The sequence below is a fragment of the Rhodococcus sp. NPDC127527 genome (genome assembly GCF_042672245.1).
Lineage (GTDB): Bacteria > Actinomycetota > Actinomycetes > Mycobacteriales > Mycobacteriaceae > Rhodococcus_G.
Window position 1 is genome coordinate 124,379 of sequence record NZ_JBHXVP010000002.1, and the last position, 25,439, is coordinate 149,817.

26 protein-coding genes are annotated in these 25,439 nt (G+C 69.7%); 10 read left to right on the plus strand and 16 right to left on the minus strand.

The window, feature by feature from the left end; genetic code table 11:
• Nucleotides 1-382: 382 nt before the first annotated feature.
• The 5 genes from ACFVH2_RS03575 to sdhC form a co-directional block, all read right to left on the minus strand.
• A complete protein-coding gene (locus ACFVH2_RS03575) occupies nt 383-802 on the minus strand; it encodes a helix-turn-helix domain-containing protein (RefSeq protein ID WP_378422331.1) in 420 nt (139 codons plus the stop codon).
• Between the two features lie 201 nt (nt 803-1,003).
• Nucleotides 1,004-1,777 carry a succinate dehydrogenase iron-sulfur subunit gene (locus tag ACFVH2_RS03580; RefSeq protein WP_378422333.1) on the minus strand — a complete coding sequence of 258 codons (774 nt, stop codon included), beginning with the start codon at nt 1,775-1,777 and terminating at the stop codon, nt 1,004-1,006.
• Nucleotides 1,777-3,528: a succinate dehydrogenase flavoprotein subunit gene (sdhA, locus tag ACFVH2_RS03585; protein ID WP_378422334.1), complete on the minus strand. Its 1,752-nt coding sequence runs from the start codon at nt 3,526-3,528 to the stop codon at nt 1,777-1,779. Before sdhA ends, ACFVH2_RS03580 begins: the two co-directional genes overlap by 1 nt.
• 15 nt (nt 3,529-3,543) lie before the next feature.
• Nucleotides 3,544-3,981, minus strand: a complete 438-nt coding sequence (locus ACFVH2_RS03590; RefSeq protein ID WP_378422336.1) for a succinate dehydrogenase hydrophobic membrane anchor subunit — start codon at nt 3,979-3,981, stop codon at nt 3,544-3,546.
• A 1-nt stretch (nt 3,982) separates the two neighbouring features.
• Nucleotides 3,983-4,387 (minus strand): succinate dehydrogenase, cytochrome b556 subunit, encoded by a 405-nt coding sequence (sdhC, locus tag ACFVH2_RS03595; RefSeq protein ID WP_378422338.1) that lies wholly within the window; start codon nt 4,385-4,387, stop codon nt 3,983-3,985.
• Nucleotides 4,388-4,654: 267 nt separating this feature from the next.
• Between sdhC and ACFVH2_RS03600 the strand changes: the two genes are divergently transcribed.
• Genes ACFVH2_RS03600 through ACFVH2_RS03610 form a run of 3 tightly spaced genes read left to right on the plus strand, consistent with a single transcriptional unit; the run spans nt 4,655 to nt 7,467 of the window.
• Complete coding sequence (locus tag ACFVH2_RS03600; RefSeq protein WP_378422339.1) at nt 4,655-5,077, plus strand: cytidine deaminase; 423 nt, start codon at nt 4,655-4,657, stop codon at nt 5,075-5,077.
• Complete coding sequence (locus tag ACFVH2_RS03605) at nt 5,077-6,366, plus strand: thymidine phosphorylase (RefSeq protein WP_378422653.1); 1,290 nt, start codon at nt 5,077-5,079, stop codon at nt 6,364-6,366. Before ACFVH2_RS03600 ends, ACFVH2_RS03605 begins: the two co-directional genes overlap by 1 nt.
• A 9-nt stretch (nt 6,367-6,375) precedes the next feature.
• Entirely contained in the window at nt 6,376-7,467 is a 1,092-nt protein-coding gene (locus ACFVH2_RS03610) for an adenosine deaminase (protein WP_378422341.1), read from the plus strand.
• A gap of 10 nt (nt 7,468-7,477) precedes the next feature.
• Here the strand turns inward: ACFVH2_RS03610 and ACFVH2_RS03615 are convergent, their stop codons facing one another.
• From ACFVH2_RS03615 to ACFVH2_RS03635, 5 genes are read right to left on the minus strand one after another with little or no spacing between them, the layout of a single operon-like run.
• A complete protein-coding gene (locus ACFVH2_RS03615; protein ID WP_378422343.1) occupies nt 7,478-8,749 on the minus strand; it encodes a primosomal protein in 1,272 nt (423 codons plus the stop codon).
• Between the two features lie 10 nt (nt 8,750-8,759).
• Nucleotides 8,760-9,056, minus strand: coding sequence for a YbaB/EbfC family nucleoid-associated protein (locus ACFVH2_RS03620; protein WP_378422345.1), 297 nt, complete (start codon nt 9,054-9,056; stop codon nt 8,760-8,762).
• A gap of 44 nt (nt 9,057-9,100) precedes the next feature.
• The gene (locus ACFVH2_RS03625; protein ID WP_378422347.1) at nt 9,101-9,466 is read right to left on the minus strand and encodes a hypothetical protein; all 366 of its coding nucleotides are present in this window, start codon (nt 9,464-9,466) and stop codon (nt 9,101-9,103) included.
• A complete protein-coding gene (locus tag ACFVH2_RS03630) occupies nt 9,463-10,638 on the minus strand; it encodes a C40 family peptidase (protein WP_378422655.1) in 1,176 nt (391 codons plus the stop codon). Before ACFVH2_RS03630 ends, ACFVH2_RS03625 begins: the two co-directional genes overlap by 4 nt.
• 2 nt (nt 10,639-10,640) lie before the next feature.
• Nucleotides 10,641-10,964, minus strand: a complete 324-nt coding sequence (locus ACFVH2_RS03635; protein ID WP_378422349.1) for a type VII secretion target — start codon at nt 10,962-10,964, stop codon at nt 10,641-10,643.
• Between the two features lie 140 nt (nt 10,965-11,104).
• On the opposite strand from ACFVH2_RS03635, the gene upp reads away from it, so the two are divergent.
• Nucleotides 11,105-11,734 (plus strand): uracil phosphoribosyltransferase, encoded by a 630-nt coding sequence (upp, locus tag ACFVH2_RS03640; RefSeq protein WP_378422351.1) that lies wholly within the window; start codon nt 11,105-11,107, stop codon nt 11,732-11,734.
• On the opposite strand, the gene ACFVH2_RS03645 is transcribed toward upp, so the two are convergent.
• From ACFVH2_RS03645 to ACFVH2_RS03655, 3 genes are read right to left on the minus strand one after another with little or no spacing between them, the layout of a single operon-like run.
• On the minus strand, nt 11,731-12,441 hold the full coding sequence (locus ACFVH2_RS03645) for a hypothetical protein (RefSeq protein ID WP_378422353.1): 711 nt from the start codon (nt 12,439-12,441) through the stop codon (nt 11,731-11,733). The genes upp and ACFVH2_RS03645 overlap by 4 nt on opposite strands.
• Before the next feature lie 22 nt (nt 12,442-12,463).
• The gene (locus ACFVH2_RS03650; protein WP_378422355.1) at nt 12,464-13,951 is read right to left on the minus strand and encodes a phospho-sugar mutase; all 1,488 of its coding nucleotides are present in this window, start codon (nt 13,949-13,951) and stop codon (nt 12,464-12,466) included.
• Nucleotides 13,948-14,733, minus strand: coding sequence for a purine-nucleoside phosphorylase (locus tag ACFVH2_RS03655; RefSeq protein ID WP_378422357.1), 786 nt, complete (start codon nt 14,731-14,733; stop codon nt 13,948-13,950). Before ACFVH2_RS03655 ends, ACFVH2_RS03650 begins: the two co-directional genes overlap by 4 nt.
• A 53-nt stretch (nt 14,734-14,786) precedes the next feature.
• On the opposite strand from ACFVH2_RS03655, the gene ACFVH2_RS03660 reads away from it, so the two are divergent.
• The 3 genes from ACFVH2_RS03660 (at nt 14,787) to ACFVH2_RS03670 (ending at nt 17,974) form a co-directional block, all read left to right on the plus strand.
• The gene (locus ACFVH2_RS03660; protein ID WP_378422359.1) at nt 14,787-15,485 is read left to right on the plus strand and encodes an enoyl-CoA hydratase/isomerase family protein; all 699 of its coding nucleotides are present in this window, start codon (nt 14,787-14,789) and stop codon (nt 15,483-15,485) included.
• A gap of 138 nt (nt 15,486-15,623) precedes the next feature.
• Complete coding sequence (locus ACFVH2_RS03665; RefSeq protein WP_378422361.1) at nt 15,624-16,817, plus strand: M20 family metallopeptidase; 1,194 nt, start codon at nt 15,624-15,626, stop codon at nt 16,815-16,817.
• Nucleotides 16,814-17,974: a M20 family metallopeptidase gene (locus ACFVH2_RS03670; protein WP_378422363.1), complete on the plus strand. Its 1,161-nt coding sequence runs from the start codon at nt 16,814-16,816 to the stop codon at nt 17,972-17,974. The genes ACFVH2_RS03665 and ACFVH2_RS03670 overlap by 4 nt, the downstream gene beginning before the upstream one ends.
• Here the strand turns inward: ACFVH2_RS03670 and ACFVH2_RS03675 are convergent.
• Nucleotides 17,971-18,444 carry a gamma-glutamylcyclotransferase gene (locus tag ACFVH2_RS03675; protein WP_378422364.1) on the minus strand — a complete coding sequence of 158 codons (474 nt, stop codon included), beginning with the start codon at nt 18,442-18,444 and terminating at the stop codon, nt 17,971-17,973. The genes ACFVH2_RS03670 and ACFVH2_RS03675 overlap by 4 nt on opposite strands.
• Before the next feature lie 159 nt (nt 18,445-18,603).
• On the opposite strand from ACFVH2_RS03675, the gene ACFVH2_RS03680 reads away from it, so the two are divergent.
• Nucleotides 18,604-20,007 (plus strand): NAD(P)H-quinone dehydrogenase, encoded by a 1,404-nt coding sequence (locus tag ACFVH2_RS03680; protein WP_378422366.1) that lies wholly within the window; start codon nt 18,604-18,606, stop codon nt 20,005-20,007.
• Between the two features lie 164 nt (nt 20,008-20,171).
• The gene (locus ACFVH2_RS03685) at nt 20,172-21,341 is read left to right on the plus strand and encodes a PLP-dependent aminotransferase family protein (protein ID WP_378422368.1); all 1,170 of its coding nucleotides are present in this window, start codon (nt 20,172-20,174) and stop codon (nt 21,339-21,341) included.
• Between the two features lie 78 nt (nt 21,342-21,419).
• On the opposite strand, the gene glpK is transcribed toward ACFVH2_RS03685, so the two are convergent.
• A complete protein-coding gene (gene glpK / locus ACFVH2_RS03690) occupies nt 21,420-22,916 on the minus strand; it encodes a glycerol kinase GlpK (RefSeq protein ID WP_378422370.1) in 1,497 nt (498 codons plus the stop codon).
• Nucleotides 22,917-22,971: 55 nt separating this feature from the next.
• Between glpK and ACFVH2_RS03695 the strand changes: the two genes are divergently transcribed.
• Complete coding sequence (locus ACFVH2_RS03695; protein WP_378422372.1) at nt 22,972-24,705, plus strand: glycerol-3-phosphate dehydrogenase/oxidase; 1,734 nt, start codon at nt 22,972-22,974, stop codon at nt 24,703-24,705.
• A gap of 18 nt (nt 24,706-24,723) precedes the next feature.
• Here the strand turns inward: ACFVH2_RS03695 and ACFVH2_RS03700 are convergent, their stop codons facing one another.
• Nucleotides 24,724-25,218 (minus strand): hypothetical protein, encoded by a 495-nt coding sequence (locus tag ACFVH2_RS03700; RefSeq protein ID WP_378422374.1) that lies wholly within the window; start codon nt 25,216-25,218, stop codon nt 24,724-24,726.
• Nucleotides 25,219-25,439 lie beyond the last annotated feature (221 nt).

The following is a 25,439-nucleotide window of genomic DNA, read 5'->3' on the forward strand; positions in this document are numbered from 1 at the left end:
GTGGTGGTCGGGACGGTCGTGGTGGTGGGGACGGCTGTGGTGGTGGGGACCGCTGTGGTGGTCGGGACGGCCGTGGTGGTGGGAACCGCTGTGGTCGTCGGGACGGCCGTGGTGGTGGGAACCGCTGTGGTGGTGGGGGTGACCGTCGTCGTCGGATGACCGCAATCGTGATGATCGTGACGATCGCGATCGTCGTGGCCGCAGTGCCAGCCGTGACGATCGCGATCCCGGTGCCAGCGCTCGTTCGACTCGACCGAGCGTTGGTCGGCCGAATCTGGGTGTGCGGCAGCGATTCCCGGTGTCAGTGCCATTGACCCGAGAAAGGCGCCGACGGCCAGAATCCGCCAGCGCCCGGGTCGTTGCCGAGTTCCCCCCACCAGTGCTACTCGGTCGAATCGGGGGGCGTTGCGGGCAATCCCTCACTGCGACGGAGCTTCTCGGCCATCGCAGTGAGCAACTCCTGCGATTCCGTGGAGAGGTCGAAGGCTCGCGCAGACAGTCGCCGCAGCCCGTACCCGCGCAGCTGGGCAAGCAGTTCCAGGTCGTGGTCGATGCGAGCGGCGTAGATGTCGTCGAAAAAGTAGTCGGACTTGACCTTGAAGAACTGGGCAAGTGCCGCAACGGTTTCCGGGGACGGATTGGTGCGCTGACCGTTGCGCAACTGCGAGATGTACGGCTTCGAGATCCGATGGCCTGCGGAGTTGAGGGCTTCGGCGACCTCGGTGTTCGTGTGGGGCTTCCGGCCGGCGGGGTGAACAGTCTCGAAGAGCTTGTTCAGCCGAGAAGCGAAGTCTGACTCCATTGACGTAGGTCCCGATCCCTTCGTGTTTGTCTGACCCTCGTCGAGCGAGGACTGCCCCCCTGCGCGACTCATGGTAACCGATGGATAACCGACCGGGTAGAAGTTTGACTACCGAATATAATGAATTTCATAATTACGGACGATCGCACGGCGAATGGCGCGGACTCGAAAGAGTCCGCGCCATTCGTCTCTTGTTGCGGGTTAGCGAGCGAATAGCAGCGCGCGCTTGACCTCCTGGATCGCCTTCGTCACCTGGATGCCACGGGGGCACGCGTCGGTGCAGTTGAACGTCGTGCGGCAGCGCCACACGCCGTCCTTGTCGTTGAGGATGTCGAGGCGCTCGGCGGCACCCTCGTCACGGCTGTCGAAGATGAACCGGTGTGCGTTCACGATCGCGGCCGGGCCGAAGTAGCTTCCGTCGCTCCAGTACACCGGGCACGAGGTGGTGCAGCACGCGCACAGGATGCACTTGGTGGTGTCGTCGAAGCGAGCGCGGTCGGCCTGCGACTGGATGCGCTCGCGGGTCGGCTCGTTGCCCGAGGTCATCAGGAACGGCTTGACCGCACGGAACGCGTCGAAGAACGGTTCCATGTCGACCACGAGGTCCTTCTCCACCGGCAGGCCCTTGATGGGCTCGACGGTGATGGTGACCGACTTGCCGTCCTTGGGCAGCAGGTCCTTCATCAGGATCTTGCAGGCCAGACGGTTGACGCCGTTGATCCGCATGGCGTCCGAGCCGCACACGCCGTGTGCGCAGGAACGACGGAAGGTGAGCGTGCCGTCCAGGTAGCCCTTCACGTACAGCAGCAGGTTCAGCATCCGGTCCGACGGCAGCGCCGGAACCTGGAAGCTCTCCCAGCGCTGACCCTCGCCGTCCTCGGGGTTGAACCGGGCGATCTTGAGGGTGACCATCGTCGCGCCCTCGGGCACCGGCGGCAGCGCGGGTGCGTCCTTGTCTACAACGGGTGCGGACATCAGTACTTACGCTCCATCGGCTCGTAGCGGGTCTGGACTACCGGCTTGTAGTCGAGACGGATGTCGGAGAGCAGACCGTCGCCCACCTTGTAGGCCATGGTGTGCTTCATGTACTCGGCGTCGTTGCGATCCGGGAAGTCCTCGCGGGCGTGGCCGCCGCGCGACTCCTTCCGGTTGAGCGCGCCGACGACGGTGACCTCGGCCATTTCGAGCAGGAATCCGAGCTCGACGGCCTCGAGCAGATCGCTGTTGTAGCGCTTGCCCTTGTCCTGCACGGTGATGTGGTTGTAGCGCTCCTTGAGCGCGCGCACGTCGTTCAGTGCCTGGGTCAGCGTGGCGTCGGTGCGGAACACCGAAGCGTTGTTGTCCATGGTCACCTGCAGTTCCGTGCGGATGTCCGCGACGCGCTCGTGACCGTGGTCGGAGAGGATGACCGCGAGCCACTCCTCGACCATCTTGGCCGGCTCGTCGGGCAGCGGCACGAACTCGGAGTTGTTCGCGTGCTCGGCGGCGGCGATGCCGGCCCGGCGGCCGAACACGTTGATGTCGAGCAGCGAGTTGGTGCCGAGGCGGTTGGCGCCGTGCACCGAGACACAGGCGCACTCGCCGGCGGCGTACAGGCCGGGGACGTGGTCCTCGTTGTTGCGGAGCACCTCACCGTTGATCTTGGTGGGGATGCCGCCCATCACGTAGTGACAGGTCGGGTACACGGGCACCAGCTCGGTGACCGGGTCCACGCCCAGGTAGGTGCGGGCGAACTCCGTGATGTCGGGGAGCTTCTCCTCGAGCACCTCCTCGCCGAGGTGGGTCACGTCGATGTAGACGTAGTCCTTGTTCGGGCCGGCGCCGCGACCCTCGAGCACCTCGAGCACCATCGAGCGGGCGACGATGTCGCGGGGCGCGAGGTCCTTGATGGTCGGCGCGTAGCGCTCCATGAACCGCTCGCCGTCGGCGTTGCGGAGGATGCCGCCCTCGCCGCGCACGGCCTCCGAGATGAGGATGCCGAGCCCGGCCAGTCCTGTCGGGTGGAACTGGTGGAACTCCATGTCCTCCAAGGGAAGACCCTTGCGGAAGATGATGCCCATGCCGTCACCGGTGAGGGTGTGTGCGTTGGACGTCGTCTTGTACATGCGTCCCGAGCCGCCGGTGGCGAACACGATGGACTTCGCGTGGAAGACGTGGATCTCGCCGGTGGAGAGCTCGTAGGCGATGACGCCGGTCGCGACCGGGCCGTTGTCGGTCTCGGTGAGGGCGATGTCGAGTGCGTAGTACTCGTTGAAGAACTCGACGTCGTGCTTGACGCAGTTCTGGTACAGCGTCTGCAGGATCATGTGGCCGGTGCGGTCCGCGGCGTAGCAGGCCCGGCGAACCGGGGCCTTGCCGTGGTCACGAGTGTGGCCGCCGAAACGACGCTGGTCGATCTTGCCCTCGGGGGTGCGGTTGAAGGGCAGACCCATCTTCTCCAGGTCGAGCACCGCGTCGATGGCCTCCTTGGCCATGATCTCGACGGCGTCCTGGTCGGCGAGGTAGTCGCCGCCCTTGACGGTGTCGAAGGTGTGCCACTCCCAGTTGTCTTCCTCCACGTTCGCCAGCGCGGCACACATGCCGCCCTGCGCCGCACCGGTGTGGCTGCGGGTGGGGTAGAGCTTGGTCAGGACCGCGGTGCGTGCGCGCGGACCGGCCTCGATGGCTGCGCGCATCCCGGCGCCGCCTGCGCCGACGATGACCACGTCATAACGATGTTCCAGCATGAAGTTTCTGCTCCCCTAGGCCGAGATGTTGGGGTCGAAGGTGAAGATGACATACGTGCCGAGGCCCATGATCAGGATCATCGACACCACGAGAATCGCGTTCAGCCAGAACCGCGTGGAGTCCTTGCGCGAGTAGTCCGCAATCACCGTGCGCAGGCCGTTGCCGCCGTGCAGCTGGGCGAGCCAGAGCATGGTCAGGTCCCAGAACTGCCAGAACGGGCTGGCCCAGCGGCCGGCGACGAAGCCGAAATTGATGCGGTGCACGCCGTCGTCCATCATCAGCATGATGAACAGGTGGCCGAGCACCAGCACGATCAGCGCGAGGCCGGACAGGCGCATGAACAACCAGGCGTAGAGCTCGAAGTTGTTCTTCGCCTGACGCCGCGGCGAACGCGGGTTGTCCAGGCTGGCGGGACGGTCGTAGGACGTTCCCAGGCTCTTCGCTTCAGTCATCTCAGTGCCCCGCAAACATGTTGTAGAAGATGCGGCCCGCGCCGGGAATCATCACGACGAACCAGATCGCGATGATGATCCAGAGCATCGGGCGCTGGTACTGCGGACCCTTCGACCAGAAGTCCACGAGCATCACGCGGACGCCGTTGAGTGCGTGGTAGAGCACCATCGCGACCAGGGCGAGCTCCATGAGCCCGACGACCGGGTTCTTGTAGGTCTCGATGACCCGGTCGTAGGTGTCCGGATTGACTCGCACCAGCGCGGTGTCGAGTACGTGGACGAAGAGAAAGAAGAATGTCGCGACACCGGTGATCCGGTGTAGAACCCAGGACCACATTCCGGGGTCGCCCCGGTATAGCGACCGTGTGCGCTCCTTCGCCGGAGCGGCTTCAGTCGTGCTACTCATCGAGTGCTGTGCCTCCAACGTCTTTGGTGGACTGTCGCACCCCGAGCGGCTGTTTCTTCGGGGACGACCCTGGAGTATTCAGCCTTGGCGCGACGAGAACCTGAACCGACTTCCTGCACTGTAATCCCCGGTCAATCTGGGAACTAATTCGACGGGCGGTTCGTACGAGCGCCGCGGGTCGGTCTTAGGTTTGCCTGCCCAATGCAGCCGGGGGTGTTCCCGGCGATCTTCTGCATCCATTCAGTGCTCGTGATTGGATAGTGCACTGTGTCGGAAATTGACTGGAAGACGTTGCGAGACAAAGCAGATAGCGTCATGAGGGCGGCCTACGCGCCCTACTCGAACTTCCCGGTGGGGGCTGCGGCCCTAGTCGACGACGGCCGCATTGTCATCGGATGCAATGTGGAAAATGTCTCATACGGCCTGGGGCTGTGCGCCGAATGTGGACTCGTCAGTAACTTACACGCGACCGGCGGTGGACGCCTGTTGGCGTTCTCCTGCCGCGACGCGCTCGGGCAGGCACTGATGCCCTGCGGGCGGTGCAGGCAACTGCTTTTCGAACACGGCGGCGCGGAGCTGCTGATCGACGCCGCCGACGGTGCGGTTGCGCTGGGTGACCTGCTCCCGCAGGCCTTCGGCCCCGACGATCTCGCCCGGGTGCGGCGCGGCGCCGAGGGGCCGGCGCAGTGATCGCCGACGCGGTCTCGCTCATCACGGCCAAACGCGACGGTCACGAGCTGACGGACGCACAGATCGGGTGGCTGATCGGCGCCTACACCCGCGGCGAGGTCGCCGACGAGCAGATGTCCGCGCTGGCCATGTCGATCGTCTTCCGCGGCATGACCCGCGCCGAGACCGCCGCCTGGACGCACGCGATGATCCGCACCGGACGCCGCATGGACCTGAGTGCGCTGGCCCGGCCGACCGTCGACAAGCACTCGACCGGCGGGGTGGGGGACAAGATCACCCTGCCGCTGGCGCCGCTGGTCGCGGCCTGCGGCGCGGTGGTTCCCCAGTTGTCCGGTCGGGGACTCGGTCACACCGGCGGCACCCTCGACAAGCTCGAGTCGGTGCCCGGCTGGCGTGCCGATCTGTCACCCGCGGAGATCGATGCGATTCTCGCGGACCCGGCGGTCGGCGCGGTCGTGTGTGCCGCCGGCGCCGACCTGGCGCCGGCGGACCGCAAGCTGTACGCGCTGCGTGACGTCACCGGAACCGTCGAGTCCATCCCCCTGATCGCCAGTTCGATCATGAGCAAGAAGATCGCCGAGGGCGCGGGCGCGCTCGTTCTGGACGTGAAGGTGGGGTCGGGTGCGTTCATGAAGAACGTCGCCGACGCCCGCGATCTCGCGACCACGATGGTCGAACTGGGTGCGGACGCGGGTGTGCGCACCGTCGCGTTGCTCACCGCGATGGACACCCCGCTCGGTTACTCGGCGGGCAACGCGCTCGAGGTCGCCGAGTCCCTCGAGGTGCTCGCCGGCGGCGGGCCCGCGGACGTGGTGGAACTGACGCTGACCCTCGCTCGCGAAATGCTCTGTGCCGCAGGACTCGACGGACACGACCCGGCCGAGGTGCTGCGCGACGGCCGGGCGATGGACCGGTGGCGGGCCATGCTGCGCGCGCAGGACGGCGATCCCGCCGCGCCGTTGCCGACCGCGCGCGAGCGAGACGTGGTGACCGCGACGGAATCCGGTGTGCTGACCCGGCTGGACGCGATGGCGGTAGGGGTGGCGGCCTGGCGGCTCGGCGCGGGGCGCGAGCGGCAGGGCCAACCGGTGCAGTCCGGCGCCGGCGTGCAGTGGCACGCCCGGCCCGGCGACGCCGTCGTCGCGGGACAGCCGCTGCTGACCCTGCACACCGACACCCCGGCCAGGTTCGCCGCCGCACGGGCGGCGCTCGACGGCGCGTGGTCCGTCGGCGACACGCCGCCAGAGGAGTCGCTCGTGATCGATCGCATCGGGCTCGTGCGGGTCTAGCGTCGACCCATGAGCCCGGCACCTCTCGACCTCCCGTCCGTGCGGACCGCTCCGAAGGCGCTGCTGCACGACCACCTCGACGGCGGTCTCCGGCCCGCCACCGTGCTCGAACTGGCCCACGACTGCGGATACGACCGCCTGCCCGCGGACGACGCGGAGGCCCTCGCCGCCTGGTTCGCGGACGCGGCGGGCAGCGGCTCGCTCGAGCGCTATCTCGAGACCTTCGAGCACACCGTCGCGGTCATGCAGACGCCCGAGGGGCTGGCCCGGGTCGCCCGCGAGTGCGCGCTCGACCTCGCGGCGGACTCGGTGGTGTACGCGGAGGTCCGCTTCGCGCCGGAACAGCACCTCGAGCGCGGACTGAGCCTCGACGAGGTGGTGGACCACACGCTGCGCGGTTTCGAGGAGGGTGTGGAGCTGGCGCGCGAGCAGGGGCAGCAGATCCGGATCGGCTGCCTGCTCACCGCGATGCGCCATGCCGCCCGCTCGCTCGAGATCGCCGAGCTCGCGGTCCGGTTCCGGGACCGCGGGGTGGTCGGCTTCGACATCGCGGGCGCCGAGGCCGGGCACCCACCGAGCAGGCACCTGGACGCCTTCGAACACATGCGGGCGAACAACGCGCACTTCACGATTCACGCAGGCGAGGCGTTCGGCCTACCGTCCATCCACGAGGCGATCGCGTTCTGCGGCGCGGACCGGCTCGGTCACGGGGTGCGGATCACCGACGACATCGCGGTGAGTTCCGCCGGGTCGGCAGAGCTGGGACGGCTCGCGAACTACGTGCGGGACAAGCGCATTCCGCTGGAGCTGTGCCCGAGTTCGAACGTGCAGACCGGCGCGGTGTCCAGCCTCGAGAAGCATCCGTTCGACCTGCTCGCGCGACTGCGGTTCCGGGTGACCGTCAACACCGACAATCGGCTGATGAGCGCGACCAGCATGAGCGAGGAGATGGTCAAGCTCGCCACCACCTTCGGCTACGGGTGGAGCGACCTCGAGCGGTTCACGATCAACGCGATGAAGTCGGCGTTCATCCCGTTCCCGGACCGACTGCGGCTGATCGACGAGGTCGTCAAGCCGGGCTACGCGGTGCTGATCGGATGAACGCTCTCCGCTACTCCGGGCGCAGTCGGGTCTCGAACTCGCGCTCGAGTGCCCGCCAGGACTCGGACTCGTCGGTGAACGGCGCGCTCGGCGCCAACCGGTTCGGGTCCGGGTCGAGGACGTAGGAGACGTACCAGCCGAGGGGAGTGGACGCCGCGAGCGCCTGCTCGGTGGACTCGTCGCGCGCGTACTCGGCGGCGTCGGTGAACAGTTCGACCGCCAGGTCGAGTTGGTCGGCGTCCACGGCCCGGGGTCCCGCCGCCAGGTCGTCGGCGAGTCCCGGTAGCACGTAGACGTTCTCGTCGGTGACCTCGATCTCCAGCGAGCCGTCGACCGCCGCGGCCTGGACGTCTCCGTAGGTGCTCACCCGCGCGAGGTCGTGGTCGTGGTTGTCGGCGAGGTAGCGGGCCAGCGCACGCTCCGAGGTGAAGACCAGGATGCGTCCGGACTTGCCGAGGAACACCGGGTCGTCGTCGAGGTAGCACCGCAGCGTGAACCAGGTGGTGGACGAGGTGATGATCTTCACCGGGTCGATGCCGACCGAGGTCCAGAACGAATCGTCCTCCGCGGCAAGGGCGGTCGGGTCGACGATCTCGTCGTCGAGGTTGAGCGTCATGAATTCGAGGTCGTCGGAGTCCTCGTCCGACTCCTCTGCCGCATCGTCGGCGTCGACGACGTTCTCTTCCGCGGCGAGGATCTCCGCCTCGGCAATCGCGACGGCGGTCGCGTCGACCTCGGGTACCGCGACGATTCCGTCGATGGCGTCGAGCACGGCGTCCCAGCCGGCGGCGACCGCGGCACCGACCTGGTCCCACAGCTCCTCGCCCTCGCGGCCGACGAAGGTCGCGACCCCGCTCGGCAACGCCCGCAGGATGGGGTGCGAGCTGAAGAACCGGATGACCACGTCGAGCTCGCAGACCTCGCCGATGGTGCGCACCATCTCGAGCGTCGCGTCGAGTTCGTTCAGGGTCTCCGCGTCCGGGTCGCCCGCGGCGAGTTCGGGCACCCCGATCAGGTCGTAGGCGTGTTCCTCGTCCGGCTCGAACTCGTCCGCGGACAGCGCCGCCACCGTCGGCCACGAGGGGTGCTCGACCAGGTCGTGGTCGGTCTCGACCCGGATGAAAGCGGTCAGGTCGGCGACCGACTCGAAGGCGTAGAGGTTCTCCTCGTGCCCGAGGAACGCCTCCCACTCGTCGTCCCCCTCACGCCACCGCGGGGCCCACAGGGTGACGAGGTCTCCGTCGGTGAGACCGAGTTGGATCGGGACGATGTCTCCAGCCATGGCGCGAAGCCTAGTAGGTCAATGCGTCCCGAAGCGATGCCAGGATCTGATCCCGTCGCCCGGCGACGATTTCGGCAGCTGCCGCGGCCGCCTCGACGACGGCATGCCCGAGGTCGCGGGCATCGACGCGGGCGAGCCCCTCGGCGATCCACAGGTCGCGCAAACCGCCCTGCTCGTCGACCTCCACGCGGACCAGACCGGACTCGTGGGTGGCGCGGGCCCGCAGGGTGGTGAGCCCGTGCAGGGCCTGTTCGAGGTTCTCGACGCCGTGTGACGCACGGGCGACGACACCGTCGATCTCGCTCACAGTTCCATAGTTTCGCTCGCTCACAGATTCATGGTTTCGCTCGCTCACAGCGGCCGCATCCAACTCGTCGGCGCAGGCTCGTCGCGTTCGTCGGTCCGCTGCGTGCGGGCCAGCTCCTCGCGGGTCGGCAGGCCGAGGCGGTCCAGTATGTCCGCCCGCACCCCGGCGCGGGCGAGGTCCTCACGCCGACGGACCTTGGCCTCGGCCGCGGACGCCTGGCAGATCTCGAGGATCGCGGCGGCCAGGCGACCGCTGCCGTAGCGCAGCTCGCGCCGGTCGATGCGAACCTCCGACGGCTGACCGCGGTCTGTCGCCGTGACCGTGACCGTGCCGGACCGGTTGCTCGTCGTCGCCGAGGCGGTGACGGGGACGCCGGCCACCGGTGAATCGGCGTCGTGCGGCGCGCTCATGCCGTCGGCCTGTAGAAGCCGCGGAACCCCATTCCGATGTTGTCGGTTCGGACCGCGCTGACGCTGACCGGATCGCCGGCTTCGACCATCTTGTCGTTCCCGATCACCATCGCGACGTGGCCGTCCCAGACCGCGAGGTCGCCGGGCATCAGGTCGGACTGGTCGACCTGGATGCCGACGTCCTGCTGCTCGGCCAGGCGGGGCAGGTTCACCCCCGCCTCCCCGTACGCCCACTGGGTCAGGCCCGAGCAGTCCAGCCCCTGGCCGGGGGAGGTGCCGCCCCAGGCGTAGGGCACGCCCTGCTGGGTCAGTGCATTGCGGACGGCGTCGGCGGCAGCCTGGTTCGGTGCCACCGCGGTGCTGCCATCGGGCAGCGAGACCAGCACACCGCCGCTGCTGCCGAGCGGGTCGACGCTGCCGCCCCGGGGGTGCACCGTCGACCGGCCACCCGCAGACGGCTCGCTGCTCGATCCGGGTCCGAACGTGCTTCCGCCGCCGAGTCCCGGGTAGCACTCGCCCGGCGCCGCGGACGCCGACTGCGCGAAACCGCCGCCGAAACCGCTGAACGCGTCGTCGCCCTGCAGCGCTGACACCCGCGACATGCTCGGCCCGGCGGCGGTCGGACGCACGGATACCTGCGCGAGCGCCGGATCGGCGGCGTCGAGGGACGGATCCGGCGCGGTGAGCTCGGTCATCGCAGCGGTGTGCGTGGTCAGCTCGGCCCGCACCCGGGCCACCACGGAAAGGCCGCGTGACAGGTGGTCGACGGCCGACGCCACGATGGCGATCTGGCCGGCAGGCGTCGCGAGAGCGGGCCCCGCGGCGAAAGCGACCGAGACGAACGACTGCACGATCGCCTCGAGTTCGGCCATGCCGGAGTTGACGTCCCGTGACGCGGCGGTGAGCACGCGTGCGATCTCCTGTCCGCGGTCGGACAGCACGACGTGCTGGGTCTGCGCCTGCTCGGCCTTCGCGCTCGCGGTGCCTGCGGCGTTGCCGGACCACACACCGCCGAGTTCGGCGAGGCCGAGTTTGCCGACCGAGTAGGCGGAGTCGAGGGCGACGGAGGCGACCCGCAGTGCGTCCGCGGGGCCACCGGAGGGCATGACGCCGGTGCCGAAGGTCTCCAGTAGCTCGACGAGGGGACGGGCGAGCAGGTCGATGCCGATCACGCTCACGCCTCCAGACCGGCGCCGGACGCGTCGAGTCCGTTCGCGGCCCCGAGGTCGGCGGTGTCGTAGGCCAGGGCGGAGGCGGCGGCGGTGGCACCCAGGCTGCCGAGTGCGTCCGCGAGGTCGTTCAGGGCGGCCGCGTGGCTGCCGTGCGCCGAGGCGAACGCGGCGAGGAAGTCGCCGCCGATCAGACCGAACACCGGCCCGAGCATCGCCGGGCCCGCAGCCGCGGCCCCCACCGCGGCGGCGCGCACCTGGGCCGACATCGTCTCGGCGGTCACGCCGTAGGCGCGAATACCGTCGGTCACCGCAGAAATCTGTGTCATCTCGGCAATCCCCCCGGTCGTAGGTTGCGGATCGGTGACAGTGCCCCCGTCGCGAGGCCGGACGTGCTGTCAACGAGATTGGACGCAGCCCACCGCGGTCCGGTTCCCTCGCGACGTCACCGGCGCATATTCTGTCGGCCATGGACACGCGAGTGGTGGATCATCCGTTGGCGGCTTCCCTGTTGACCACGATGCGTGACGTCCGCAGCGACAACCCGGCCTTTCGGGCCGCGTTGCGCGAGCTGACCCAGATGCTGATCTACGAGGCCATCCGGGATGCCGAGGTCGAGGTGTTCGAGGTGCGGACGCCGGTGGCGCCCGCCCGCGGCGTCCGGTTGGCACATCCGCCGCTGCTGGTGCCGGTGCTGCGCGCGGGACTCGGCATGGTGGAGCAGGCGAGTTCGCTGATCCCGCAGTCGCAGGTGGGGTTCGTCGGGATGGCCCGGGACGAGCAGACCCATCAGCCGGTGCCGTATCTCGAATCGCTGCCGAGCGACCTGTCCGCGGTCCCGGTCTACGTCCTCGACCCGATGCTCGCGACCGGTGGGTCGATGGTGCGCACCATCGAATTGCTCGTCGACCGCGGCGCCACCGACATCACCGCGGTCTGCGTGGTCGCCGCGCCGCAGGGCGTCACCGCGCTCGAGGAGTCCGGGTTCCCGGTCCGCCTCGTCACCGCCAGCGTCGACCAGGGACTCAACGAGGACGCGTACATCGTGCCCGGCCTCGGCGATGCGGGTGACCGGCAGTTCGGTCCTCGCAACATCTAGCGCGACGCGAACTCCAGCATCGGCTCACGGGCGAGCAGGGTCGTCCCGCGAGTGATGACGAGCGCACCGGGCGAGAGTGAGTAGGACGTCGACCCGTTCGTCACGACGAACAGGTCGCCGATGCGCAGTGGGCCGGCGAGTTCGATCGTCGCGCCGTCGCTCAGCCGCACCGCGCGGTAGTACAGGCCGCCGGTGCCGGTCTGGCAGATCGACACCAGCGACCGCGACGTCCGGCCCACGGCCACGGCGGGATTGACGGAATCGCAGCGGGCGCCCGAGTAGTTCACGAACCCCTGGGCGTCGGTGCCGCTGACGCCCAGGCCGGGCGCGGAGGGCGCGGCGACGGGCTCGGGCACCTCGCGCGGTGGTGCGGCCTCCACGACCACGGTGGTGGGCGCGGGCGGCGGCGGTGGCGGCGCCGGGGGAGCAGGCGGTTCGGTGGTCGGGGTCACCGTGACCACGACGGTGCTCGGCGCGGGCAGTGCGGCGGGCGCAGCGTCCTTGCCGGGGTCCCGGATCACGACCAGTGCGGTCGCGATGATCGCGGTGGCGACGATCAGTCCGACCGCGAACGACCCGAGCAGGATCGGCAGTCGCCAGTGATGCGGGTGTGCGTATCCGCCTGCGGCGGGGGGATTGTGGGGGTACTCACCCGAATCGGGTTCCGGCTGCTGCGTCGGTGCGTACCGCGACGGGTCCTCGTTCATTGCCCCGCAGTCTAGGGACAGCTCACAGCCGGCGTGCGTGTTCGGCCACCGCTGCCAGTCGTGCGGTGGCCGCGGCGCGGGCGCGGGCCAGGTCGGCGGGGCCGCTGACCTGTTCCACCACCTCGAGGTAGCACTTGAGCTTCGGTTCGGTTCCGGACGGGCGCACCACCATTCGCGTGCGCTCGCCCTGCAGCACCACCGCGTCCGTGCGCCCCTGACCCCGCCGATCCGACAGGTCCTCGGCCGTCACGGCGTCGCCGGCCAGCTGCTCGGGCAGGTCTGACCTGAGTCGGGTCATCAGTTCGACCAGCTCGTCCTGGCGCCCGACCCGCCGCGAGAACTGTGCGGTCGCGTGCACGCCGAACTCGACCGCGAGGTCGTCGAGGACGTCGAGCAGTGACCGGCCGCGGGCCTTCAGCGTCGCGGCGAGTCCCGCCGTGAGGACCGCCGTCGCGATACCGTCCTTGTCCCGCACGGCGTCCGGGTCGACGCAGTACCCGATCGCCTCCTCGTACGCGTACACGAGCCCCGGCCCCGACCGGACCAGCCATTTGAATCCGGTGAGAGTCTGCGCGAACCGTGCCTCGCGTGCCGCGGCGATCTTCGCCAGCAGTTGCGAGGACACGATCGTGGTGGCCACGAGGGGGTCCGGGCCGGACGTGCCGAGGACGTGTTCGCCGAGGACCGCACCCAGTTCGTCGCCACCGAGCATTCGCCACCCGTCGGGACCGGGCACTCCGACCGCGCAGCGGTCCGCGTCCGGGTCGAGCGCGATCGCCAGGTCCGCCTCCACCCGCGCCGCCAGTTCGAGCAGCGCGTCGGTGGCTCCCGGCTCCTCGGGGTTCGGGAACTCGACGGTCGGGAAGTCCGGATCGGGCTCGAATTGTGCTGCGACGGTGTGTACATCGGTGAACCCGGCGGCGGTGAGCGCCGCGACCGCGGTCGCGCCGCCCACCCCGTGCAGCGCGGTCAGTGCGATCCGCAGGCGACGCTCCGCGCCCCGCGGCAGCGCCGCGACCCTTGCCAGGTACTCGGCGACCAGGGTCTCGTCGGTGGGTGGGACCGGTGTGCGGGGCACCGCCTCGGCGGGACCGACCGTTCCGACGGCCTGCTCGATCTCCCGGTCCGAGGGCGAGACCAGCTGTGCGCCACTGTCGAGGTACACCTTGTAGCCGTTGTCGGTGGCCGGGTTGTGCGAGGCGGTGATCTGGACTCCTGCCTGCGCGCCGAGCCGACGGACCGCAAACGCGAGCACCGGGGTCGGTAGCGGCCGGGGCAGCGCGACCACGGAGAAGCCCGCCGCGGCAAGAACTTCGGCGGCTGCCGCGGCGAACTCGGCGGATCCGTGTCGGGCGTCCCGGCCGACGACCACAGTGGAGCCGCCCAGGCAGCGGCCCTGCAGCCAGGCGGCCAGGCCGGCGGTGGTGCGGACGACGACGGCGAGGTTCATGCAGTCCGGGCCGTCGCCGAGCGGGCCGCGCAGGCCCGCGGTGCCGAAGCGCAGGCTCACAGCGCGGCCACCAGTTCACGCAGCAGGACACCGATGCGGCCCGCGGAGGCGGCGCCCGCGGCGAGCACCTCGGTGTGGTCGAGCGGCCGTCCCGTCATCCCGGCGGCGAGGTTGGTCACCAGGGACAGTCCGAGCACCCGTGCGCCGACCGCGCGGGCGGCGATCGTCTCGTGCACGGTCGACATCCCGACCAGGTCCGCGCCGAGCGTGCGGAGCATCCGGATCTCCGCGGGCGTCTCGTAGTGCGGTCCGGGCAGCGCGGCGTACACGCCCTCCGTGAGGGACGGCTCGATCCGCTTGGCGAGCGCGCGCAGTTCGGGGGAGTAGGCGTCGACCAGGTTGACGAACTGGGCACCCACGAGCGGCGAGCGAGCCGTGAGATTCAGGTGGTCGGCGATCAGCACCGGTTGACCGACGTCGAGGTCCTCCCGGATCCCGCCCGCCGCGTTGGTCAGGACGACGGTGCCCGCGCCCGCGGCGCAGGCGGTCCGCACCGGGTGTACGACCCGGGACAGGTCGTGCCCCTCGTAGGCGTGGGTGCGCCCGAGCAGCAACAGCACAGCGTGGTCGCCGACCCGGACGGATCGCAGTTCGCCGGCGTGCCCGGACGCGGTGGGGGCGGCGAATCCCGGCAGGTCGGCCATCGGCACCGTCGCCTGCGGCGGTCCGAACGCATCCGCGGCCTCCTGCCAGCCGGAGCCGAGGACGATCGCGACGTCGTGCTTCGGGACTCCGGTGCGTTCGCCGAGGACGTGCGCGGCCTGCTGCTCGAGGTTGCCCATGGCTGGACACAGTACTGAGGACGAGGGAAGTTACTCGCAGGTAGTATTCGGCCATGCCTTATCTCGAGCGCGACGGCGACGTCTTCATCCTCTACCTCGGCAACGAGGGTCAGACCGACAGCGAGAACCGCTTCCATCCCGACTGGATCGACGCGATCCACGCCAAGCTGGACGAGGTCGAGGCCCACGACGGTCCCGCCGCGCTCGTCACGGCGGCCACCGGCAAGTTCTTCACCAACGGGCTCGACACCGACTGGCTGTTCGGAAATCTGGACAAGTCGCACTGGTACCTCGACCGTGTGCACACGGTGTTCGCGCGACTGCTCACCCTCCCGATGACCACGGTCGCGGCCGTGCAGGGGCACGCGTTCGGTGCCGGCGCGATGCTCGCCACCTCGCACGACCTGCGGGTGATGCGGTCCGACCGTGGGTACTACAGCCTCCCCGAGGCCGCGCTGAACATGCCGTTCACCGTCGGCATGAACGCACTGATGACGCTGCAGTTGCCGCGCGCGACCGCGGTCGAGGCCATGACGACCAGCCGGCGCTACGGCGGGGCGGACGCCCTCGCGGCCGGCATCGTCAACGACACCGCGGAGGGTGACGGCGTGCTGGCTGCTGCGGTGGCCCGCGCCGCGGCGACGACCAATCTCCGCGGTCCGAACCTCGCGGGCATCAAGCGTGGGATCCACGGCCCGATCCTGGCGGCACTCGCCACCGCGACGGACGCGAGCAACCTCAGCTTCGGGTGAGTCCCGTCCGCTCGCGAAGCCGCGGGTCGGTGGAGGTGGCTCCTCGGGCGAAGCCTCGGGTCGGTGGAGGTGGCTCCTCGGGCGAAGCCTCGGGTCGGTGGAGGTGGCGAGCTCGGCGGTAGATGAGAGACTGACACCGTGAACTCGGAAGTGGACGACGCGGTCGCCTCGGCGCAGGCCGACCTGATCGCGTTGTCCCATTCCATTCACGCCGAGCCCGAGCTCGCGTTCGCGGAGCATCGCAGCGCCGCGAAGACGGCGGAACTGCTCTCCCAGTACGGGTTCGAGGTCGAGGCGCCGATCGCAGACCTGCCGACCGCCTTCCGCGCGACCTACGGCAGCGGTGAACTCGAGATCGGCATCTGTGCGGAGTACGACGCGCTGCCCGAGATCGGTCATGCCTGCGGGCACAACATCATTGCCGCCGCGGCGGTCGGCGCGGGTCTCGCGCTGGCCCCGCTGGCGGATCGGCTCGGCATCACGATCCGCGTGCTCGGCACCCCGGCCGAGGAGAGCGGCGGCGGCAAGGTCCTGATGCTCGAGCGCGGTGCGTTCGACGGACTCGGCGCGGCGCTGATGGTGCATCCGGGTCCCGAGGACATCGCCGGCGCCACCTCGCTCGCGATGGCCGATCTCGCGGTCACCTTCAGCGGGCGGGAGGCGCACGCGTCCGCCGCCCCGCAGCTCGGGCGCAATGCCGCCGACGCCGCCACCGTCGCTCAGGTGGGGCTCGGGTTGCTGCGCCAGCACCTGTCCGCGGGGCAGCAGATGCACGGGATCGTCAGCGACGGCGGGACCGCGCCGAACATCGTCCCCGCGCGCACCGAGATGCTGTACTACCTGCGTGCCCGGACCGCCGATTCGCTCGCGGACCTGACCGAGCGGGCACTGGCGTGCTTCGAGGCGGGTGCGCTGGCCGCCGGTTGCAGTCACGAGATTCGCACGGTGTCACCGAACTACACGGAACTGCGGCCCGACCCCTGGCTGGTGCAGGTCTACCGTGAACTGATCGAGAAGGCGGGGCGCAGGCCGCTGGCCCCGGAATGGGAAGGATCTCGTCCGTTGGGCAGTACCGACATGGGGAACGTCACGCACGTGCTCCCGGGCATCCATCCGGTGATCGGCATCGACTCGGCGGGCGCGGTGACCCACCAGCCGGAGTTCGCGGCGGCCTGCGTCACCGCGTCCGCGGACCGCGCGGTGCTCGACGGCGCCCGTGCGCTGGCGGGTACGGCGATCGCTGCCGCCACCGATCGCGAGCAGCGCGAGCGCCTCCTCCACGGCGCGCAGCGACGCGGCGAGGAGCGTCGTCGAGGGATGGGCCGCTCGTGACCGCGTCGATCGACCGCTGGATCGCCGAGCACACCGAGGACCTGTCGCGCTGGCGTCGGCACATTCACGCGCACCCCGAACTGGCCCGCCGCGAGTTCGCCACCACCGAGTTCGTCGCGACCCGGCTGATCGCGGCCGGGCTCGAACCGCGAATCCTGCCCGGGGGAACCGGCCTGACCTGCGACATCGGACCGGACGGTCCGCGGATCGCGCTGCGCGCGGACATGGACGCGCTGCCGCTGCAGGAGGACACGGGCGCGCCGTACGCGTCCACGGTCGCCGGCGTCTCGCACGCCTGCGGGCACGACGCCCACACCACGATCCTGCTCGGTACCGGCCTCGCGCTGGCGAAGATGCCGGACCTGCCGGTCGGCGTCCGCCTGGTCTTCCAGCCGGCCGAGGAGGTCATGCCGGGCGGGGCGTTGGACGTCGTCGCCGCGGGGGCGATGCAGGACGTGACGAGAATCTTTGCCCTGCACTGCGATCCGCGTCTCGGGGCCGGTCAGGTCGGCGTGCGGCTCGGTGCGATCACGTCCGCGGCCGACACGGTCGAGTTGGTGCTGGACTCGCCCGGCGGGCACACGTCGCGACCGCACCTGACCACCGACCTCGTCTACGCGCTCGGCACCGTCATCACCGGACTGCCCGGCATGCTCAGCCGCCGGATCGACCCGCGGACGAGCACGGTGATGGTCTGGGGTGCGGTCACCGCGGGCCAGGCGCCGAACGCGATCCCGCAGTCGGGCCGGCTGGTCGGTACGGTGCGGACCGGGGACCACGAGACCTGGGCGTTGCTCGAACCGCTGGTACGCGAGATCGTGCACGGACTGCTCGCGCCGACGGGGGTGCGCTACGAGCTGAACTACCGCCGCGGGGTGCCGCCGGTGGTCAACGACGAGGTCTCCACCCGGATGTTCGAGCGCGCGATCTCCGCGCTCGGTCCCGGCGCGCTGGCGGACACCCCGCAGTCGGGCGGCGGCGAGGACTTCTCCTGGTACCTCGAGGAGGTGCCGGGCGCGATGGCGCGTCTCGGCGTCTGGTCGGGCATCGGCGAGCAGCTCGACATCCACCAGCCGACCTTCGACCTGGACGAGCGGGCGCTCGAGGTCGGGGTGCGGGTGCTGGTCAACCTGGTGCTCGGCGGCGCCGCGACCTAACCGGAGAAGCCCGACGTGCCGGGGCCGACGTTGCGGCTGTTGCGGGTGCGCAGGTCGCGGACGTAGTCGGCGGGTGCGCCGGCGATCTCCGCCGCGTCGGCCATCACACCGAGGTACCGGGCCGAGGGGAGTCCGCCCTCGTAGGCGTCGAGCACGTACAGCCAGGCCAGGACGGGCTCGCCGTCGGTGTCCACCCGCAGCCGGATCTTGCGGTGGATCCCGAGCTCGGACCCCTCCCAGCGGTCGAGGCTGACCTCGTCCTCGTCGGGGACGTCGTAGAGCACCACGAACACGCGGGAGTCGGGGTCCTCGACCACGGTCGCGAGCGCGCCCTCCCAGCCGATGTCGCCACCGCTGAAGGTCAGTCGCCAGCCGTGCAGCCAGCCGGTTCCCGACATGGGGGAGTGCGGGCAGCGCTCGAGCATCTGCTCCGGGTGCATGTTGGATCCGTAGGCGGCGTAAATCGGCACGGCGAAAGCCTAAACCGTACCGGGCGGGTCGCGAACCGCACACAGCATTTTCCGACCCGTTCGGCGCATGGAACTCGTGCCAGCGTGCGAGCGCGAGCGGCGGTGGAATAGCGTGGACACACCGAGATATGCGCGACCCTGCCGAAACATGGAGGATGAATGACCCGGATCGTGATCATTGGTGGCGGACCGGCCGGCTACGAGGCCGCCCTGGTTGCCGCCCAGCACGGCGCGACCGTGTCGTTGGTCGATTCGGACGGTGTCGGCGGTGCCTGCGTGCTGTGGGACTGCGTGCCGTCGAAGACATTCATCGCCTCCACCGGGCTGCGTACCGACATGCGCAAGGCCAGCGATCTCGGGATCAGCTTCGACCTGTCGCAGGCCACGGTCTCCCTGCCGAAGATCAATTCCCGCGTCAAGAGCCTCGCGCAGGCGCAGTCCGCCGACATCCGCGACAAGCTGCAGAGCGCAGGCGTGGATCTGCTCTTCGGCACCGCGGAGCTGATCGATTCCGTGATCGGGATGGCCGTTCACCAGGTACGGGCCAACCTGGCGAACGGGTCCGAGCGGATCCTCGACGCGGACGTGGTGCTCATCGCGACCGGCGCGTCCCCGCGTGTCCTGCCCGACGCGCAGCCCGACGGTGAGCGGATCCTGAACTGGCGCCAGCTCTACGACCTCGAGACGCTGCCCGAGCACCTGGTCGTGGTCGGCTCGGGCGTCACCGGCGCCGAGTTCGTCTCGGCCTACACGGAGATGGGCGTGCAGGTGACCATGGTCTCGAGCCGGGACCGCGTGCTGCCGCACGAGGACGCGGACGCGGCCCTGGTGCTCGAGGAGGCGCTCTCCGAGCGCGGCGTGAACCTGGTCAAGCACGCGCGTGCCGACGTCGTCGAGCGCACCGCCGACGGTGTGCTCGTCAAGTTGGCGGACGGTCGCACGGTGACCGGCAGCCACGCGTTGATGACCGTGGGGTCGACGCCGAACACCTCGGGCCTGGGTCTCGAGAAGGTCGGCATCGAACTCGACAAGGGCGGATACCTGCGGGTGGACCGGGTCTCGCGGACCGCGGTCTCGGGGATCTACGCGGCCGGTGACTGCACCGGCCTGCTGCCGTTGGCCTCGGTCGCGGCGATGCAGGGGCGCATCGCGATGTACCACGCCCTCGGTGAGGGCGTGAGCCCGATCAAGCTCAAGACCGTCGCGTCCGCGGTGTTCACCCGCCCGGAGATCGCGACCGTCGGCGTCAGCCAGGCCGCGATCGACGGGGGCGAGGTGCCCGCCCGCACGGTGATGCTGCCGTTGAACACGAACCCGCGCGCCAAGATGTCGGGCCTGCGGCGCGGCTTCGTGAAGATCTTCTGCCGACCGGCGACCGGTGTCGTCATCGGCGGTGTGGTGGTCGCGCCGACGGCGTCCGAGCTGATCCTGCCGATCGCGATCGCGGTGCAGAACAACCTCTCGGTCAACGACCTGGCGCAGACCTTCTCCGTGTACCCGTCGCTGACCGGGTCGATCACGGAGGCAGCGCGCCAGCTGATGCGGCACGACGACCTCGACTGACGTTCTCGACATGTGAGATGTGCGATTCACTCAGTGGGCGAATCGTGCGATAGTCGGAGTGTCGGCCGGTAACCCCCGGCCCACTTCGACGCCTCCCGCCCAGCGGACCCGCCGGCGACCAGGTGCCCTCACCTCGTCCGTCCCGCTGCCTCCCGGGAGATCTCATGTCCCTCACCCTTGCCCGTCGGATGGGCGCGCTGCGCAGTTCCGCCATCCGCGACCTGCTCACCGTCACCGCGCGCCCCGACGTCGTCAGCCTCGCCGGCGGTCTGCCGGATCCCGAACTCGTTCCACGCGAACGGATTCGGCAGGAGTCCGAGCGGGTGCTCGGCGCACCCGGTGCGCTGCAGTACACGGAGACCGCGGGGTGGTTCGGCCTGCGGGAGGTGGTCGCGTCGCGCGAGGTCGGGGCCGCGGTGAGTCCGCACGAGGTGGTCATCACCCACGGCTCCCAGCAGGGACTGAGCCTGCTCGCCCAGGTCCTGCTCGATCCGGGAGCGAGTGTGGTGGTCGAGGAACCCGCCTACACCGGTGCGCTACAAGTCTTTCGGGCGGCGGAGGCCCGGGTGCTGACGGTGCCTCTGGACGTCGACGGCATGCGCACCGACCGGCTCGAGGCGTTGCTCGACGCGGGGGAGCGGCCGGTGGTGGTGCACACCGTGAGCAACTTCCACAACCCGCGCGGTGCCACCATGACCACGGCGCGGCGCGCCCACCTCGCAGGGCTGGCCGAGCGCTTCGGGTTCTGGATCGTCGAGGACGATCCGTACGGCGAGCTGTACTACGACGGTCTGCCGCCCGAACCCGTTGCCGCACAATCGGAACGGGTGATCAGGCTGTCGAGCGCGTCGAAGATCCTGGCGCCGGCACTGCGGGTCGGCTGGTTGCGCGGACCGCGGGAGGTGTGCGCGGCGGTCGAGCTGGTCAAGCAGGGCGCGGACCTGTGCGGGTCGACGCTCACCCAGCAGATCGCGGCCGGACTGCTCGCCGACGCATCGTGGCTCGATACTCACCTGGCCGCGATCCGAGCCGTATACGGGGAGCGGGCGACGGCGCTGAACGCCGCGCTCACCGACGAGTTCGGCGAGTCGGTGGCCGCGACCGCGGCCAGGGGCGGCATGTTCAGCTGGGTGGAGTTCCGCGACGGCACCGACACCGACGCGTTGCTGCGTGCGGCGGTCGAGCGGCGCGTCGCCTTCGTGCCCGGCTCGGCCTTCGCGGTCGACGGCGGACACCGACACGGGGCGCGGCTCTGTTTCACGACGAACACCGCGCAGACCCTGGAGGTGGCGGTCGAGCGGCTCGGTGAGGCGCACCGCTCGCTCACCACCTGACCGCCGCCCGTTGTATTCCCGAATGGCCCATTCGGTCGGTCGGAGTGAACAAGTGGGCCATTCGGGAAGCGAGGTGGGTCAGTCGACCCAGTCGTAGGTCCGCTCGACCGCCTTGTTCCATTCGCGGTAGAGCCGATCGCGTTCGGCGGCGGTCATGTCGGGAGTCCACGTCTGTCCGACCTCCCAGTTGGCACGGATGTCCTCCTCGCTCGACCAGAAGCCGACCGCCAGCCCGGCCGCGTAGGCCGCACCGAGCGCGGTGGTCTCGTTGACCACCGGCCGGATCACCGGGACGTCGAGGATGTCGGACTGGAACTGCATCAGGGTCTGGTTGAGCACCATGCCGCCGTCGACCTTGAGGGAGGTCAGCTTCACCCCGGAATCGGCGGCCGCGGCCTCGATCACCTCGCGGGTCTGAAATGCCGTGGCCTCGAGCGCGGCTCGCGCCAGGTGCCCCTTGTTCACGAACCTGGTCAGGCCGACGATCGCGCCGCGCGCGTCCGGTCGCCACCGCGGGGCGAACAGTCCGGAGAAGGCCGGCACGAAGTAGGCGCCGCCGTTGTCCGGGACCGAGGTCGCGAGCGCCTCGACCTCCTTGGCGGAGCCGATGATGCCGAGGTTGTCGCGCAGCCACTGCACCAGCGAACCGGTGACCGCGACCGACCCCTCCAGCGCGTACACCGCCGGAGCGTCGCCGATGCGATAGCAGACCGTGGTGAGCAGGCCGTGCCGACTGTGCACCGGCGTCGTCCCGGTGTTGAGCAGCAGGAAGTTCCCGGTCCCGTAGGTGTTCTTGGCCTCGCCGGGACTCAGGCACGCCTGGCCGAAGGTGGCGGCCTGCTGGTCGCCGAGGATGCCGGTGATCGGCACCCCTGCGAGGCCGGTGCCCTCGCCGACCTGCCCGTACCGTTCGGAGGAGCTGCGGATCTGCGGCAGCATCGACATCGGGACGGCCATGTCGGCGCAGATCTGCTCGTCCCATTCGAGGGTCCGCAGGTTCATCAGCATCGTCCGGGACGCGTTCGTCACGTCGGTGACGTGCAGTCCGCCGTCCGGGCCGCCGGTGAGATTCCACACGATCCAGCTGTCCATCGTGCCGAAACACAGTTCGCCGGCCTCGGCGCGAGCGCGAACTCCCTCGACATTGTCGAGGATCCAGCGCACCTTCGGCCCCGAGAAGTAGGTCGACAGGGGCAGTCCGGTGCTCTCGCGGTACCGGTCCGGCCCCTCGTCACCCCCGAGTTCGGTACACAGTTCGTCGGTCCGGGTGTCCTGCCAGACGATGGCGTTGTAGACGGGTTCGCCGGTGCGGCGGTCCCAGACCACGGTCGATTCCCGCTGGTTGGTGATGCCGACCGCGACGATGTCGTGACCGGTCAGGTTCTCGCCGGCGAGCGCCCTCGCGGTCACCTCGCGGGCGGCCCTCCAGATCTCGAGCGGGTCGTGCTCGACCCAGCCCGCCCGCGGGAAGATCTGCCGGTGTTCCTGCTGGGCGACGGCGACGACACCGCCCGCATGGTTGAAGATCATGCAGCGGGTGGAGGTGGTGCCCTGATCGATGGCGGCGACATACACGGCTTGAAACTACTAGCCTGGACGAGAATCCGTCGACAACTCACGGGAGCCCACGTTGGTCAAGCATCAGGAAGCACAGTTTCTCGGCCCGCAGCAGCGGGCAGAGGCCTGGGACAACCTGCAATCCGAGCAGTTCGACGTGGTGGTGATCGGTGGTGGGATCGTCGGCGCCGGGGTGGCGCTCGACGCCGCGACCAGGGGCCTGCGGGTGGCGCTGGTCGAGGCGAGGGACTTCGCGTCGGGCACTTCGTCCCGGTCGTCGAAGATGTTCCACGGCGGCCTGCGTTACCTCGAGCAGCTCGAATTCGGTCTGGTACGAGAGGCATTGCACGAGCGGGAGCTCTCGCTCTCGACGCTGGCCCCGCATCTGGTCAAACCGCTGAAGTTCCTGTTCCCGCTGACACACCGGGTCTGGGAGCGGCCGTACATGGCCGCCGGATTCCTGCTCTACGACCAGATGGGCGGGGCGAAGTCGGTGCCGCACCAGAAGCACCTGACCCGCTCGGGTGCGCTGCGAATGTCGCCGGGGCTCAAGCGAAGTGCGCTGATCGGCGGTATCCGCTACTACGACACCGTCGTCGACGACGCCCGCCACACCATGACGGTCGCCCGCACCGCCGCGCACTACGGCGCGGTGGTGCGCACGTCGACTCAGGTCGTGGGGTTCCTGCGCGAGGCGGATCGTGTTTCCGGTGTGCGCGTACGTGATTCGGAGGACGGCAGCACCGCGGAGGTGCGCGGCCACGTCGTGATCAACGCGACCGGCGTGTGGACCGACGAGATCCAGGCGCTCTCGCACCAGCGCGGCCGGTTCCGGGTCCGCGCCAGCAAGGGCGTGCACATCGTGGTCCCTCGCGACCGGGTGGTCAGCGAGGCCGCCATCATCCTGCGGACCGAGAAGTCGGTGCTGTTCGTCATTCCGTGGGGCGGTCACTGGATCATCGGGACCACCGACACCGACTGGAATCTCGATCTCGCCCACCCGGCCGCGACCAAGGCCGACATCGACTACATCCTCGGCCAGGTGAACAAGGTGCTGGTCACCCCGCTCACCCACGCCGACATCGACGGGGTCTACGCGGGACTGCGCCCGTTGCTGGCGGGGGAGAGCGACGAGACCTCGAAACTCTCGCGCGAACACGCGGTGGCCCGGGTGGCGCCGGGGTTGGTCGCGATCGCCGGCGGCAAGTACACCACCTACCGGGTGATGGCGGAGGACGCCGTCGATGCCGCGTCCGAGGACATTCCGGCCCGGGTGGCGCCGTCGATCACCGAGAAGGTTCCGCTGGTCGGCGCGGACGGGTACTTCGCGCTCGTCAACCAGGCCGTGCAGGTGGGCCAGAGCTACGGCCTGCACCCGTACCGGGTCAAGCACCTGCTGGACCGGTACGGCTCGCTGATCCACGAGGTGCTCGACCTCGGTGCGGCGTCGCCGGAGTTGCTGCAGCCGATCACCGATGCCCCCGACTACCTGCAGGTCGAAGCCGTGTACGCGGCGGCGGCCGAGGGTGCGCTGCACCTCGAGGACATCCTCGCGCGCCGCACCCGGATCGCCATCGAGTACCCGCACCGCGGCGTGAACTGCGCCGAGCAGGTCGCCCAGCTGGTGGCACCGGTCCTCGGCTGGGACCAGGCCACCGTGGACCGGGAGGTCGAGACCTATCGCGCGCGGGTGGTGGCGGAGGTCGAGTCGCAGGCTCAACCCGACGACGCGTCCGCGGACGCGTTGCGGGCGGCCGCTCCCGAGGCTCGGGCGGAAATCCTGGAGCCGGTGCCGATCTCGCGCTGACGACCGGTCTCCGGGCGGTCAGTGCGTGAGGAACAGCTTGACCGCGACGATCGCGATCGCGACGAGACTCAGCGTGATGGACGCGGCGAGCGTGCCCCGGTTGGGGCGCTCGCCGCGTAGTCGCGTGATCACGTAGGTGATGCCGGCGATGCGGGTGATCACCCAGATCTCGGCGAGCAGGAGGGCGGTCGAGAGTTCGATCCAGCCGAGCCCGCCCATCCCCACGACCAGCGCGGGGATCAGCGCGGAGGTGAGCACGGGCACCGAGTCGCGCAGTTCCTCGAGCTTCTCGATCCGGGTCAGGGACCGACCGGACCGGGTGCTGCGCCCGACGGATTCGGCGAAGGCGTGTGCGATGAACGTCGAGAGCCCGGTGCCGATGACGACGTATCCGGCGTGCGCGACGCTGGTGTTGTTCAGCGGGACGAGGGCCGTCAGCACCAGGATGTTGCCGTAGACGTAGGCGCTGATTCGGCTTGCGTAGTCCTCGGGGGACAGGGGCTCGCGCGTCATGCGTAACAGCTTCGCACGGCGCGCCGCGGGTGGATCGGTCAGTGAAGGCGCGCGACGGAGCGCGGGACCGACCGGGCGGCGATCCCGGAGAACGCCATGACGAGGAGGCTGACGAGGGCGAGCGGTGCGATGATCATGCCCTCGATCCTCGCGGGCCAAGCCGTGACGCACATCGGTGTGAAGTGTGAACTCGCTGAGAGTCGAGTGGTCCGGAAGTCGGA

Coding starts and splice junctions, on each gene's coding strand:
- ACFVH2_RS03575 (WP_378422331.1), bottom strand. CDS start 802: ATGGAGTCAGACTTCGCTTCTCGGCTGAACAAGCTCTTCGAGACTGTT.
- ACFVH2_RS03580 (WP_378422333.1), bottom strand. CDS start 1,777: ATGTCCGCACCCGTTGTAGACAAGGACGCACCCGCGCTGCCGCCGGTG.
- sdhA (WP_378422334.1), bottom strand. CDS start 3,528: ATGCTGGAACATCGTTATGACGTGGTCATCGTCGGCGCAGGCGGCGCC.
- ACFVH2_RS03590 (WP_378422336.1), bottom strand. CDS start 3,981: ATGACTGAAGCGAAGAGCCTGGGAACGTCCTACGACCGTCCCGCCAGC.
- sdhC (WP_378422338.1), bottom strand. CDS start 4,387: ATGAGTAGCACGACTGAAGCCGCTCCGGCGAAGGAGCGCACACGGTCG.
- ACFVH2_RS03610 (WP_378422341.1), top strand. CDS start 6,376: ATGAGCCCGGCACCTCTCGACCTCCCGTCCGTGCGGACCGCTCCGAAG.
- ACFVH2_RS03615 (WP_378422343.1), bottom strand. CDS start 8,749: ATGGCTGGAGACATCGTCCCGATCCAACTCGGTCTCACCGACGGAGAC.
- ACFVH2_RS03625 (WP_378422347.1), bottom strand. CDS start 9,466: ATGAGCGCGCCGCACGACGCCGATTCACCGGTGGCCGGCGTCCCCGTC.
- ACFVH2_RS03635 (WP_378422349.1), bottom strand. CDS start 10,964: ATGACACAGATTTCTGCGGTGACCGACGGTATTCGCGCCTACGGCGTG.
- upp (WP_378422351.1), top strand. CDS start 11,105: ATGGACACGCGAGTGGTGGATCATCCGTTGGCGGCTTCCCTGTTGACC.
- ACFVH2_RS03645 (WP_378422353.1), bottom strand. CDS start 12,441: ATGAACGAGGACCCGTCGCGGTACGCACCGACGCAGCAGCCGGAACCC.
- ACFVH2_RS03655 (WP_378422357.1), bottom strand. CDS start 14,733: ATGGGCAACCTCGAGCAGCAGGCCGCGCACGTCCTCGGCGAACGCACC.
- ACFVH2_RS03660 (WP_378422359.1), top strand. CDS start 14,787: ATGCCTTATCTCGAGCGCGACGGCGACGTCTTCATCCTCTACCTCGGC.
- ACFVH2_RS03680 (WP_378422366.1), top strand. CDS start 18,604: ATGACCCGGATCGTGATCATTGGTGGCGGACCGGCCGGCTACGAGGCC.
- ACFVH2_RS03685 (WP_378422368.1), top strand. CDS start 20,172: ATGTCCCTCACCCTTGCCCGTCGGATGGGCGCGCTGCGCAGTTCCGCC.
- ACFVH2_RS03700 (WP_378422374.1), bottom strand. CDS start 25,218: ATGACGCGCGAGCCCCTGTCCCCCGAGGACTACGCAAGCCGAATCAGC.